The 12,843-nt window shown below is 72.5% G+C and carries 13 protein-coding genes; 2 read left to right on the top strand and 11 right to left on the bottom strand.

Translation table 11 applies throughout. The annotated features are described in order from the left end of the window. Window positions 1-48: 48 nt before the first annotated feature. From J8M50_RS38565 to J8M50_RS38555, 3 genes are all read right to left on the bottom strand, one after another. On the bottom strand, window positions 49-672 hold the full coding sequence (locus tag J8M50_RS38565) for a hypothetical protein (protein ID WP_010355115.1): 624 nt from the start codon (window positions 670-672) through the stop codon (window positions 49-51). A 128-nt stretch (window positions 673-800) separates the two neighbouring features. After that, a complete protein-coding gene (locus J8M50_RS38560) occupies window positions 801-1,604 on the bottom strand; it encodes an RNA polymerase sigma factor SigF (RefSeq protein WP_029184053.1) in 804 nt (267 codons plus the stop codon). A gap of 814 nt (window positions 1,605-2,418) precedes the next feature. Then, on the bottom strand, window positions 2,419-4,038 hold the full coding sequence (locus tag J8M50_RS38555) for an ABC-F family ATP-binding cassette domain-containing protein (protein ID WP_010355113.1): 1,620 nt from the start codon (window positions 4,036-4,038) through the stop codon (window positions 2,419-2,421). A gap of 161 nt (window positions 4,039-4,199) precedes the next feature. Between J8M50_RS38555 and J8M50_RS38550 the strand changes: the two genes are divergently transcribed. Both J8M50_RS38550 and J8M50_RS38545 read left to right on the top strand, forming a co-directional pair. After that, the gene (locus tag J8M50_RS38550; RefSeq protein ID WP_010355112.1) at window positions 4,200-5,015 is read left to right on the top strand and encodes a class I SAM-dependent methyltransferase; all 816 of its coding nucleotides are present in this window, start codon (window positions 4,200-4,202) and stop codon (window positions 5,013-5,015) included. A 100-nt stretch (window positions 5,016-5,115) separates the two neighbouring features. Continuing rightward, window positions 5,116-5,463: a DUF6204 family protein gene (locus J8M50_RS38545; RefSeq protein WP_029184052.1), complete on the top strand. Its 348-nt coding sequence runs from the start codon at window positions 5,116-5,118 to the stop codon at window positions 5,461-5,463. On the opposite strand, the gene J8M50_RS38540 is transcribed toward J8M50_RS38545, so the two are convergent. From J8M50_RS38540 to J8M50_RS38505, 8 genes are all read right to left on the bottom strand, one after another. Next, the gene (locus J8M50_RS38540; protein WP_029184051.1) at window positions 5,441-5,983 is read right to left on the bottom strand and encodes a GNAT family N-acetyltransferase; all 543 of its coding nucleotides are present in this window, start codon (window positions 5,981-5,983) and stop codon (window positions 5,441-5,443) included. The two genes, J8M50_RS38545 and J8M50_RS38540, sit on opposite strands and share 23 nt — an antisense overlap. A 137-nt stretch (window positions 5,984-6,120) precedes the next feature. Then, window positions 6,121-6,363 (bottom strand): LapA family protein, encoded by a 243-nt coding sequence (locus tag J8M50_RS38535; RefSeq protein WP_010355109.1) that lies wholly within the window; start codon window positions 6,361-6,363, stop codon window positions 6,121-6,123. Window positions 6,364-6,407: 44 nt separating this feature from the next. Further along, entirely contained in the window at window positions 6,408-7,334 is a 927-nt protein-coding gene (locus tag J8M50_RS38530) for a S66 peptidase family protein (RefSeq protein ID WP_010355108.1), read from the bottom strand. Next, a complete protein-coding gene (locus tag J8M50_RS38525; protein WP_010355107.1) occupies window positions 7,331-9,232 on the bottom strand; it encodes a prolyl oligopeptidase family serine peptidase in 1,902 nt (633 codons plus the stop codon). The genes J8M50_RS38530 and J8M50_RS38525 overlap by 4 nt, the downstream gene beginning before the upstream one ends. Further along, window positions 9,229-10,533 (bottom strand): M20/M25/M40 family metallo-hydrolase, encoded by a 1,305-nt coding sequence (locus J8M50_RS38520; RefSeq protein ID WP_010355106.1) that lies wholly within the window; start codon window positions 10,531-10,533, stop codon window positions 9,229-9,231. Before J8M50_RS38520 ends, J8M50_RS38525 begins: the two co-directional genes overlap by 4 nt. Beyond that, window positions 10,526-11,359 carry a M55 family metallopeptidase gene (locus J8M50_RS38515; protein ID WP_010355105.1) on the bottom strand — a complete coding sequence of 278 codons (834 nt, stop codon included), beginning with the start codon at window positions 11,357-11,359 and terminating at the stop codon, window positions 10,526-10,528. The genes J8M50_RS38520 and J8M50_RS38515 overlap by 8 nt, the downstream gene beginning before the upstream one ends. Window positions 11,360-11,370: 11 nt before the next feature. Beyond that, window positions 11,371-11,967, bottom strand: coding sequence for a sigma factor (locus J8M50_RS38510; RefSeq protein ID WP_010355104.1), 597 nt, complete (start codon window positions 11,965-11,967; stop codon window positions 11,371-11,373). Between the two features lie 126 nt (window positions 11,968-12,093). Beyond that, a complete protein-coding gene (locus tag J8M50_RS38505) occupies window positions 12,094-12,768 on the bottom strand; it encodes a hypothetical protein (RefSeq protein ID WP_029184049.1) in 675 nt (224 codons plus the stop codon). Between the last annotated feature and the right edge of the window lie 75 nt (window positions 12,769-12,843).

The raw sequence follows: 12,843 nt of genomic DNA, 5'->3' as shown, positions 1-12,843 counted from the left end.
GCTCCATCGGTCGCCGCGCCCTCGTCACCCGCCCTCCCCACAGCGACCTCAGCCCCCCGCCGCCGAACCCCGCCGCCACAGCCGGTGGCCCGCGGCGGCGAACGCGCCCGCGATGAACAGGCCGCCCGCCGCCAGTGCGGGTACGGAGTCCGTGAAGGTGCCGCCGCTGCCCGCCTTGACGCCGTGCTGGACCGTGGGGCCGGGGCACGAGTCGGGCCAGGGCTGCTGCGGGGGCCGGGTGCACGGGGCCGGGCCGCCGCCGCCCGCGCGCGAGACGTCGAACGTGGCGCTCCAGGCGCGTCCTTGGGTGCCCCGGGCCGCCGGGCAGGTCCCGTCGACCGTCCACGCGGAGTCGGGGCCGGTGCCCTCCAGGCCCGTGAACTCGCCCGGGCCCGCGATCCGCGCGGTGCCCCGGTAGACGGGGCCGGGGCCGCCGCCGGGCACCTGCTGGAGGCTCACCGTGTCCTCGGCGAACGCGAGGGACGTCGCCTCCAGCGTCGCCGGCGCCGTACCCGTGACCGGGTCGCAGGAAACCGAGACGGTGACCGTGGCACCGGGCGAGACGGACGCCGGGGTGACCTCGGCGGCGGGGTCGGCCGCGGCGGCCGGTGTCACGGCGAGCACCCCGCAGACAAGGAGCGTGGCGGACAGGACACGGGCGCTGCGACGCATGGGACTCCTCGGTGCGGCGTGCGACGGCTGCGGTGGACGTACACCCATCACAGCCCGCCGCACGCCGACACGCGCGCGTGCGCCCTCGTTCGGCGGCAGCGGCTCCACCCGACCGGGTGAACCACGCCTCAGGCGGCGTCCTGGAGGACCTGTTCGCGGACGCGTTCGCAGCAGCGGCTGATCAGCCGGGAGACGTGCATCTGGGAGATCCCGAGCCGCTCGGCGATCCGGCTCTGCGTCATGTCGCCGAAGAACCGCATGTACAGGATCGCCCGCTCCCGCTCCGGCAGCGCCGCCAGGCGCCCGCGTACGGCTTCGCGGTCGACGACGACGTCCAGCGCGGGGTCGGGCGCGCCGAGGACGTCGCCGAGGGAGTAGCCGTCCTCGCCGCCGGGCAACTCGGCGTCCAGCGAGAGGGCGGTGAAGCTGTCCAGCGCCTCCAGGCCGGCACGTACGTCGTCCTCGCTGAGCTGCGCGCGCTCGGCGATCTCGGCGACGGTCGGCTGCCGGCCGCCGCTCTGGGCGAGTTCCTGGGCGAGGTCCTGGCGGGCGAAGCGGACCCGGTTGCGCAGGTCCTGGATCCGCCTCGGCACGTGCAGGGTCCACAGGTGGTCACGGAAGTGGCGTTTGATCTCGCCGGTGACGGTCGGTACGGCGTAGCTCTCGAAGGCGTTGCCGCGGTCCGGGTCGTACCGGTCGACGGCCTTCACGAGGCCGAGGGCCGCGACCTGGCGCAGGTCCTCCAGGCTCTCGCCCCTGCTGCGGAAGCGGCCCGCGAGGCGGTCGGCCATCGGCAGCCACGCCTCGACGATCTCGCCGCGCAGCGTGTCGTGGTCGGGCCCCTCGGGCAGGTCGGCGAGCTTGCGGAAGGCCTCGGCGGTGTCGGGGGCATCGTCGTGCGGATGGCGCGTCACGCTCACTGAATTTCGCATGGTGCGTCGCAACTCCCTTGCGGGTGCTCTGGGTTGGACGGTTCACCGATGAGCACGCCCCGCGCGGCGAACGATCGACCGCAGGCCGCCGGAGCCATCCCACCGAGTGCCTCCGGTCCGAAGCACGCCAATCCGCCTGCCCCGGGGCCCGGCACGCAAACACAGAAGGGGTCTGAACTGGGCGAACGCGGCCGGGTACGAGCCGGCGGACACCGGAGACGGACGCCCGCGAAACCCGGCCGACGCCCCGGCCGGACGAGCACGGCACCCGGCACAGCGCCCGGCGAACAGCCACCGCATCCGGCACACCGCCCGGGCGAGCGCGGCGCCCCGACCCCACCCGAACAAGTGGGCGCGGCAACCGGCACGCCGCCCGGGAACCCGAACCCGCTCCGCCGCGCCGGCCAGGACGGCACCCGGCGGCACGGCACGGGCCGACCTCCACGACACCGGTCCGACCGGCCCAGGGCCGTACCGCTGCGCGCGAGCGCGCCACAACCGCTCCCGCCGCCCGGCACTCGGCACTCGGCACTCGGCCGCAGCCTGCCCGCCGCGACCCGCGCCCCGCCGGCCGACGACGCGTACCGCCTCCCGTCCCCCCGGGCCGGCACAGCCGCAGCCGCAGCGAGACCGCCCGCCCCACAGGCTCGCCCGCTCAGCCCGCATACACCACCCACCACTCGGCGCGCCCGCCAGCCTCATAGGCCCGCCCGCTCCACCCGGCCCGCTCAGCCCCGCGCACACCACCCACTACCCGGCGCGCGCCCGCCCCACAGGCCCACCCACTCCCTCACCACCCGGCGCCCGCCCGCCCCTACCGCGCCCGCTCCACCCTCCGCTCGTCCCACACCGGCTCCGCGGTCTCCCGCACCTTCCCGTCGCTCCCGAACACCAGGTACCGGTCGAAGGACTTGGCGAACCACCGGTCGTGAGTGACCGTGAGGACGGTTCCGTCGAAGGCCTCCAGCCCTTCCTGGAGGGCTTCCGCCGACTCCAGGTCGAGGTTGTCGGTCGGTTCGTCGAGCAACAGCGCCGTGCAGCCCCGGAGTTCGAGGAGGAGGATCTGGAAGCGGGCCTGCTGGCCGCCGGAGAGGCGGTCGAAGCTCTGCTCCGCCTGGTTGGTCAACTCGTACCGCCGCAGGCGGGACATGGCGGCGCCGCGGTCCTGGGAGTGCTCGGTCCAGAGGATGTCGAGGAGGGTACGGCCCAGGAGTTCGGGGTGGGCGTGGGTCTGCGCGAAGTGCCCGGCGACGACCCGCGCACCGAGCTTCCACTCCCCGGTGTGCGCGACCTCGTCCCCCGCGAGGAGCCTCAAGAAGTGCGATTTCCCTGACCCGTTGGACCCGAGGACGGCGACGCGCTCGCCGTAGAACACTTCGAGGTCGAAGGGCTTCATCAGCCCGCTCAGCTCAAGTCCCTTGCAGGTGACGGCCCTTACTCCCGTACGCCCGCCCTTGAGCCGCATCTTGATGTCCTGCTCGCGCGGCGGCTCCGGCGGCGGCCCGGCCTCCTCGAACTTCCGCAGCCGGGTCTGCGCGGCCTGGTACCGGGACGCCAACTCATGGCTGATGGAGGCGGCTTGACGAAGCGAGAGCACCAACTTCTTCAGCTGCGCGTGCTTCTCGTCCCACCGCCTGCGCAACTCCTCGAACCGGGCGAACCGTTCACGCCGGGCCTCGTGATACGTCCCGAACCCCGCACCGTGCACCCACGCGTCGGCGCCGGCCGGCCCGGGTTCCACGGACACGATCTTCTCCGCGGCCCGCGCGAGGAGTTCACGGTCGTGGGAGACGAACAGGACGGTCTTGCGCGTCTCCTTGAGCCGCTCCTCCAGCCACCGCTTGCCGGGTACGTCGAGATAGTTGTCGGGCTCGTCGAGGAGCAGCACCTCGTCACTCCCGCGCAGCAGCGCCTCCAGCACGAGCCGCTTCTGCTCACCCCCGGACAGCGTGCTCACCTGCCGCCACTGGGCCTGCTCGTACGGCACGCCGAGCGCGGCGGTCGTGCACATGTCCCACAGCGTCTCGGCCTCGTACCCGCGCACCTCGGCCCAGTCGGAGAGCGCCTGCGCGTACTGGAGCTGCGCGGCCTCGTCGTCGACGGTCATCAGCGCGTGCTCGGCGCGGTCGACGGCCCCGGCGGCCGTACGGATCTCGGGCGGGGCGACGGAGACGAGCAGGTCGCGGACGGTCGTCTCGTCCCGTACGGAGCCCACGAACTGGCGCATCACGCCGAGCCCGCCGCTGACGGTGACGGTGCCGCCGTGCGGCTTCAGCTCGCCGGAGATCAGCCGCAGCAGGGTCGTCTTGCCCGCCCCGTTGGGGCCGACGAGGGCGACGACCGCCCCCTCTCCGACGCGGAAGGACACGTCGCCGAGCAACGCCCTCCCGTCGGGGAGGTAGTACTCGAGGTGCGCGGCTTCCAGATGTCCCATGGAAACGCATTCTCCGGCCCGGCGACCTGCACGGCAAACCGTTATCGAGGACAGAGACTGACGGCCAGTCAGTCCACATAACGAAACAACTAGTCTCACTATGCGGCCAACCGCGTTACCGTGAAATCCGCACCGACCCGACGAAGCGAAGGGGCACAGCCATGCCGGAAGCACGGGAGACGGCCGTCTACACGCACGGCCACCACGAGTCCGTCCTGCGCTCGCACACCTGGCGGACCGCAGCCAACTCGGCGGCCTATCTGCTGAGTTCGCTCAAGCCGCACATGAAGGTCCTGGACCTGGGCTGCGGTCCGGGCACGATCACCGCCGACCTGGCGGCCCTGGTCCCGGACGGCCACGTCACCGGCGCCGACCACGCGCCGGACATCCTGGAGCAGGCCGCCGCCACGGCCGCCGGGCGCGGTCTGACGAACGTGGACTTCGCGGTCGCCGATGTCCACGCCTTGGACTATCCGGACGACACGTTCTGCGTCGTCCACGCCCACCAGGTCCTCCAGCACGTCGGCGACCCCGTACAGGCGCTGCGCGAGATGCGCCGGGTGACCAAGCCGAACGGTCTCGTCGCTGTCCGCGATTCGGACTACGCGGGGATGATCTGGTACCCGGCCTCGGCCGGCATGGACGCCTGGTCCGACCTGTACCAGCGGGTCGCGCGCGCGAACGGGGGCGAGCCGGACGCCGGGCGGCGGCTGAAGTCGTGGGCGCTGGCGGCCGGGTTCACGGACATCACGGCGACGTCCGCGAACTGGACGTTCTCGACGCCGGAGGAGCGGGCGTGGTGGAGCGGCCTGTGGGCGGACCGCACGCTGGCCTCCGCGTACGCCGACCGCGCGACCGAGGGCGGGCACGCGACCCGGGACGAGCTGACGGCCGTGTCCGAGGCGTGGCGGGAGTGGGGGCGGCAGGAGGACGGCTGGTTCGCCGTCCTGCACGGGGAGATCCTCTGCCGAAAGTGACCGGGGCGGCGGTGGCCGCAGCGGCGGGAAATTCCGTGTGCGGGCCGTCGACACCACCGTAGAGTCGACGCGCCCCGCACCCAGAGACGGAAAGAAGCCGATGAGCGAGCAGCACACCTACCGGGTCATCGTCCGAGGCACGTGGGACGCCCTGACCGACGAGTCCCGGGAGAGGCTGCTCGCCAAGGCCGCCGACCACGGTCTGTCCAGCATGCGGTTCACCGAGGAGGGCTCGCTGACCTACGAGGCGAGCCCCCTGAAGCACTTCTCGATGCGGTACGTGGTGGTGTCGGACGCGACGGACGGCGAGGAGATGGCCGCGGCGATCGCGGAGGACCGGGCGGAAACAGCGCTGAAAGCGCTCTCACACGGTTTCACCGGCCTGAAGTCGAAGGTCACCGACCTCGACACCATGAAGATCAACGTCAAGCGCGCATCTCGACGGTGATCGCCCACCGCTCGTGGTCGCGCCAGTCGCCGTCGACGTAGATCATCTTCGGCGACAGCCCTTCCAGCCGGAACCCGGCACCCCGCGCGAGCGCGATCGACGCCGTGTTGCCCGGCTGGACGTTGATCTCCAGCCGGTGCAGCCGCATGGGCCCGAAGGCGTACCCGACGACGAGATCGAGCCCCTCCCGCATCAGCCCTCGCCCGGCGGAGTGCGCGAAGGCCCCGTACCCCAGCGCCCCGCACTGGAAAGCCCCCTCGACGATGTTGTTGACATTGATGTATCCAGCAATAGCCGCATCGTCCTTGGTACACACGAGAAACCCGGCCTTGGAGGGATCCTCGATCAACCTTGATGCGTACGAGGTGTACGCATCAACATTGTCCGGCGGATACAGCCATGGTCGATGCAACTCTCTACTCTCCCGAACCCGAGCAGCGAACTCGGCCCCGTCGGCGTAGGTGAAGTGACGTATCCCCACGCGGGGACCTTCGGCGAGATAACGCTGGTCATGAGGCATCGGCCCAGCGTACGACGGGTCCTTGGGCTATGAACGGCTGGGCATCGCCCCCTTAGGGGCGCGGGGAACTGCGCGACAAGCCACAACGGAGCCGCACCCGCCCCACTACAGGCCCCGGCACCCCCTTAGGCGCACCGCTACTTCCTCCTACGAACGAAATACGCCCCGCACAACGCCCCCACCACCCCCGTCGCCAGCAACGCCGTCCACAACGGCATCGTGACCTCGGGAATCAACAGCCGGATCCTGGTCTGACGGGTGTTCTCGAAGATGAACACCAGGGCAAGCACCCCCAGCACCGCAACGGCGATCCGCCCCGGCGTGAACGGACTCGCCCCCTTCTTCTTCGCCCCGCTCTCGGACGTCGTCTTCGGACTCATGCGACCAGCGTGCGCCCGAGCAAACGGTTCCGCACGGCGAACGCTCAGCGCAGAGCCGGTTCGTCCAGCACCAGCGTCCCCGCGTCAGCGTCGAGCACCGCCGCCACCCCGAAGGGCACCGTCAGCGCCCCCGCCCCGTGCCCGAACCCGAACTCCTCGACGACAGGCACTCCGAGCCCGCCGAGCCGGTCGACGAGCATGGCCCGTACGAGGGGATAGTCGTCGCACTCCGCCCAGGACCCGAGGACCACGCCCCGCACCCCGTCGAGCCACCCGGCGCGCAGCAGCTGGGTGAGGTAGCGGTCGAGCCGGTACGTCTCCTCCCCCACGTCCTCCAGGCACAGCAGCCCCCCGCGCGCGGAGGCCCGCGCGTACGGCGTACCCAGTTCCGCGGCGAGCAGGCACAGGCACCCGCCGAGCAGGACGCCCCGGGCCCGCCCGCCGACCAGCGCACCCCCTCCGGTCGCGGTGACGACCTGGACGGACTCGGGTTCCATGAGGGTCGCCCGGAGGTGTTGTTGCGCAACCGCGTTCTTGAGGAAGTCCACGCCGGCCGTCATCGGCCCGTGCAGGGTGACGAGCCCGAGCCGGTTCGCGAACGCCTCGTGCAGCGCGGTGACGTCACTGAAGCCGACGAGCACCTTCGGCCCGGCCGCCCGCAGCGCGTCCCAGTCGAGCAGGTCGACCATGCGCTGGACGCCGTACCCGCCCCGCGCGCACAGCACGGCGTCGACGGACGGGTCGCACCAGGCGTGCTGGAGGTCGGCGGCCCGGTCGGCGTCGGTGCCCGCGAGGTAGGGGAACTCCCCGTGTCTGTCGAGGACATGGGGCGCGACGACGGGTTCGAGTCCCCAGCCGCGCAGGATGTCGAGGCCGCCCTGGAGCCGTTCCTCGGGAACGGGCCCGCTGGGGGCGACGATCGCGACGCGGGCGCCGGGCGCGAGACGCCGGGGACGGGTCAACTCGTTCACGGGATCAGCTCTTTCGCAGGATTCAGTCCGAACACCTCGGCGTACAGGGCGAGTTCGGCCTCCAGCGCCCGCACGGTCGTGGACGCCTTGCGGAACCCGTGCCCCTCGCCCTCGAAGGTGAGGTACGTGTACGGCACGCCGACCCGCTCCAGGAACCGCTCGCACTGTGCGGGCGGACAGATCACGTCGTCCAAGCCCTGGAGCAGCAGGAACGGTACGGAAACGCGGTCCGCGTGTTCCACCGGCGACCGCTGCGCGAACCGCTCGGCCGGCCCGATCAGCCCGTCGAGGTACCGGGATTCCAGGTCGTGCGTCCCGCCGTCCGCCCAGCTCACGGGATCGAGAACGGGGTAGCGGATCACCGCGCAGGCGTAGACGTCCGTACGGGTCAGCGACACGGCGGCGGTCCAACCCCCCGCGCTGCCGCCCCGGATGGCGAGCCGCCTCCGGTCGGCGGCCCCTTCCTCGACGAGCGCCAGCGCGACGGCGGCGCAGTCCTCGACGTCCACGACTCCCCAACTCCCGCGCAGCCGCTCGCGGTACGCCCTCCCGTACCCGGTGGACCCGCCGTAGTCGACCTCGACGACCCCGATGCCCCGCGAGGTGAAGTACGCGATCTCCAGGTCGAGCACGAGCGGCGCCCGGTCGGTGGGCCCGCCGTGCGCCCACACGACGTACGGCGGCAACTCCCCTTCGGGGCCCGCGTGTTCGGGGTTGCGCGGCGGATACACCTGCGCGTGGATCTCCCGCCCACCCGGACCGGCGAAGGTCCGCGCGACCGGCCTCGGGTAGTACGCCGGGTCCACGGCGTCGGCGTGCGCGGCCCCGATCACCCGAACGTCCCCGATCCCGACGTCCAGTTCGACGACCTCGTACCCGCTGTACGGCCCGGCCCCGATCCCGACGACCCGCTCCCCGCGCACGGCGAGCGTGGACCCGAACTCGGTCCAGGGCCCGCCCGGTTCGGTGGTCTCCCCGGTTCGGGGGTCGAGCACGCCGAGTACGGCGGCGCCCCGCCCGTGGACGACGGCGATCCGCCCGTCCGCCAGCGGCGCGAACCAGCGCTGCCCCAGCTTCCACAGTGCCCCGCCGAACTCCTCCTCGCGCGGGCAGAGTTGACGCCCGTCGCGGTAGAGGTTCCACCAGCCGCTCCGGTCGGACACGTACAACAGCCCGCCGTCCGACGCCCATTCGACCTGGACGACCGACTCCTGAGGCCCACCGGCGACGACTTGAGGGACCCCGGCGACGTCGTCGACTTCGGCGACCAGCAGCTCCGTCCCGTCCCACGGCATCCGGGGATGGTCCCAGGCGATCCACGCCATCCTGCGCCGGTCGGGCGACAGCTTCGGCCCGGTGACGAACCTCCGCCGGTCGTCGGTGAGTTCACGCACGGCACCGGACCCGTCCAGCGGTACGGCGGCCAGGACGCGCCGCACGTCGGTCGGCGCCTCGCCGGTGAACTCCTCCTTCACGCACCAGACTTCGCCCCGCTCGGGCAGCAGCACCGGGTCGGCCCAGCGCAGCCCGCCGCCGATCTCGGAGACGGGGGTGAGGGGCCGGGGTTCGCCGTCGCCGTCGTACCGATAGAGGCGCTGGTCCGTGAAGTGGACGAACACCACGAGGAGTTGGCCCTCGTGCACGGTTCCCGCCCAGGGGCAGCCGCCGTACTCGTGGACGCGGCTGCGGACGTTCCAGGGCGCGGGCAGGACCGCTTCCTCGGTGCCGTCGGCGCGGCGGCGGACGAGGGCGCGGCGGCCTCCCTCGGCGGGCCGGGGCGCCGTCCACCAGACCTCGTCGCCGACGAACCCGACGTACTCGGGGCGGCCGTCGTGCGCGGCGGCGAGGCCGGCGGTGACCGGCGAGGGCCAGTCGCCGTACGGCAGGGCGCGGGTCACGCGGTGCGCAGGAAGCGGTCGAGGACGTCGACGCCGAAGTGCAGCGCGTCGACGGGGACGCGTTCGTCGACGCCGTGGAACAGGGCCTGGTAGTCGAGCCCTTCGGGCATCCTGAGCGGGGTGAAGCCGTAGGTGACGACGCCGATCCGGGAGAACTGCTTGGCGTCGGTGCCGCCCGACATGCAGTACGGGACGGTGTGGCCCTGGGGCGCGAACTCCCGTACGGCGGCCCGGAGTCCGGCGTACGTCGGGGTGTCCAGGGGCGCCTGGAGGGCGACGGAGTGGTGCTGGAACTCCCAACTGACGTCAGGTCCGGTCAACTTGTCGAGCGTCGCCCTGAACTCGTCCTCCGCGCCCGCGAGATAGCGCCCGTCGACATAGGCGACGGCCTCGCCGGGGATGACGTTGACCTTGTAACCGGCGTCCAGCATCGTCGGGTTGGCGCTGTTGCGGACGGTCGACTCGACGAGGCTCGCGGCGGGGCCGAGCTTGCCGAGCAGGGCGTCGACGTCGTCGAGGTCGGCCTCGATGCCGTAGAGCGCGGCGAGTTCGGTGAGGGCGGCGCTGACCGTGGGGGTGAGGCGGGCGGGCCACTCGTACGCGCCGATGCGGGTGATCGCGGCGGCGAGGCGGGTGACGGCGTTCTCGCGGTTCACCTTCGAGCCGTGCCCGGCGCGGCCCCGCGCGGTCAACTTCAGCCAGGCGGTGCCGCGTTCACCGGCGGCGATGGGGTAGATCTCGCGTCCGGTGCCGTCGTGGAAGGTGAACGCGCCGGATTCGCTGATGCCTTCGGTGCAGCCCTCGAAGAGGCCGGGGTGCTTGTCGGCGAGGAACCCTGCGCCGTCCTCGGCGCTCGCCTCCTCGTCGGCGGTGAACGCGATGACGACGTCCCGGCGCGGGCGTACGCCTTCGCGGGCCCAGGAGCGGGCGACGGCGAGGACCATCGCGTCCATGTTCTTCATGTCGACGGCGCCGCGCCCCCACACGACCCCGTCGCGGACCTCGCCGGAGAAGGGGTGCACGCTCCAGTCGGCGGCCTCGGCGGGGACGACGTCGAGGTGGCCGTGGACGAGGAGCGCGTCGGCGGACGGGTCGGTGCCCTCGATGCGGGCGACGACGTTCGTGCGGCCCGGCGTGCGCTCCAACAGCGTGGGTTCCAGGCCGATTTCGGCGAGCTGTTCGGCCGCGTACTCGGCGGCGGGGCGCTCGCGGCAGTCGCCGCCGCCCCGGTTGGTGGTGTCGCAGCGGATCAGGTCGGACGTGAACCGCACGACCTCGTCGTACGCCTGCCGGTCAGCCATACTTCTCCTCCATCGCGGACGCGGCGACCGTGGTGACCGCCTTGAACACACGGATCGCGTCGTACATGCGGTCCGTGGTGTACGCGACCTTGCGCTCCGCGATCCGCTTCACGCCGGGGATCACCGTCACGGCTCCCGCCAGGTGCTCCGCGTCGAACTCGACGGCGACCGTGTACGGGCCGGTGTCGGCCGGGTCGTGCCGTACCGCGAGCTTCGTCGCCTCGCGGGCCGCCGCGCGGATGTCGGCGGCCGTGCGCGCGGGTGTGCGGCAGATCGCCGCGTACCGCGAGACGTGGTCCTTGACGGCGACCTTGTGTGCCTCCGGCGCGTACCCGAGGGCGTCCTCGCAGGTGATGTCGTCGCCCGTCACGAGGATCACGGGTACCCCGTACTCGGCGGCGACATGGGCGTTGAGGAGGCCCTCGCTGGCGCGGACGTCGTTCAGCCAGACGCCGGTGATCGTGTTGGCGAGGAAGGTGTGGGCGAGGACGCCCTCCATGCCGGCGCCGCCGTGGTACCCGATGAACGCGATGCCGTCCACGTCGCCGTACTGGACTCCCTCAACCATGGACAGGTCTTTGTGACGACCGGTCAACATGTCCGCACGTTCGTCAAGACGTTCAAGCAGAAGGTTGCGCATCGTGGCATGGGCTTCATTGATCAACACTTGATCGGCGCCGCCGTCGAAGAAGCCGCGGACGGCCGCGTCGACGTCCGAGGTGAACATCTCCCGGCACCGCTGCCACTCCGGGGCGCCCGGCCGGACGTCCTCCGGCCAGGTGACCCCGGTGGCACCCTCCATGTCAGCACTGATCAGGATCTTCATGGGGCGTCACGTTACGCCACGGCCGCTCCCGCCCCAGTGGGCCGCTCCGCCAGCATTCCGGCCAGCGTGGCGCGTGCCCGCGCGACGCGCGAGCGGACGGTTCCGACGGGGCATCCGCTGCGGGCGGCGGCCTCTTCGTAGGACCAGCCCGCGATCTGCGTCAGCACGAACGCCTCCCGGCGCTCCCTCGGCAGCGCGGCGAGCAGGTCGAGCAGCAGGACGCCGTCCTCGAAGCCGGGGACGACGACGGCCTCCCAGGCGTCGGAGTCGCACACGCGCGGGCGTGCGGCGGCCCGGCGGTGACTGTCGACGACCGCGCGGCGGGCGATCGTCAGCAGCCACGCGCGCGCGGAGGAGCGCCCCTCGAAGCGGTGCAGGCTGCCGAGGGCCCGGACGAAGGTGTCCTGGACGAGGTCGTCGGCGCCCTGCGGGTCGGCGCTCAGGTGGATGACGTACCGCAGCACGTCCCGGTACAGCGCGCGCACCCATCGGTCGACGGCGACGGGATCGCCGTCGCGCGCGCGGAGCGCCCACGCGGTGATCGAGGCGTCCGCGTCGGCGCGCGGCGAGGGCAGCGTGGACGGCGAGGGCAGCGTGGAGAGAGTCACTCGGGTGTGTCCTTCTCTGGTCACGTCCGAGACCGCACGCGCACGCGTGCGGTCCGGTGAAGGGGGGTGCGGCCGGATACGGCCGCGGCCCGAGGCGCGCCGGGCGGCTCGGGGCACCGGCTGCCGTCAGACGGCAGCGCGCCCCCGGGGCGGTCCCCTGGACGTGAGCGAGTGGACGAGAAGCCGCTGGACAGGCGCCCGCGCGGACCGCCCGCGCCGCCACAGGGGGCGCGGGAACTCCGGCGGTACGGCGCCGGCCACGGCCAGCACGAGCCTCAGCGGCGCCGCCAGCCGCGTACCGACGGCCCGCAGGACGCGGAACGCGGCGCGCTCCCCATAGGCCAGCCACAGGCCGCACAGCAGCGCGGCGACCAGGTGCGCGAGGAGCATGCCGTACGACGCCGTCGAGGCGTCCGTGAGGGGTGTCCCCATGCCGTCATGGCCGTCCGCGTGGGACATGCCCCCGTGCGGCATCCCCATGTCCGTATGCATGCCGGTCATGCCGTTCATGCCAGGCATCCCGGCCATGTCCGCCGCGCCGGACCCCGTCCGCTGCACGGCGGAGAACCCCTGGTGGAGCAGGGCCTGGACGGCGACGACACCCCCGACGACCGCCGGCACCGCGCGCTCGCGTCCGGCGAGTGCCCACCCGGCAGCCCAGACGGCCGCGAAGGCGACGGCGAGCGTCCACGCCGGCAGTTCGGCCCCGGCCATCAGCACGTGACCCAGTGCGGCGAGCACGACGCAGACGGCCGCGAACATCGCGGCCCTCCCCGTACGCGCGCACCACCCGGCAGTCATGGGGCCACATCCTCGCATCCAGGGGCCGCCTGTCGGCCGGAGGTACGAAAATCACCCCCGTGAGGCGCTCACTTC

The sequence above is a fragment of the Streptomyces acidiscabies genome (assembly GCF_020010905.1).
In the GTDB taxonomy this organism is placed as follows: domain Bacteria; phylum Actinomycetota; class Actinomycetes; order Streptomycetales; family Streptomycetaceae; genus Streptomyces; species Streptomyces acidiscabies.
The sequence above is the reverse complement of the archived record's forward strand: the minus strand, read 5'-3'. Positions and strand labels throughout refer to the sequence as shown.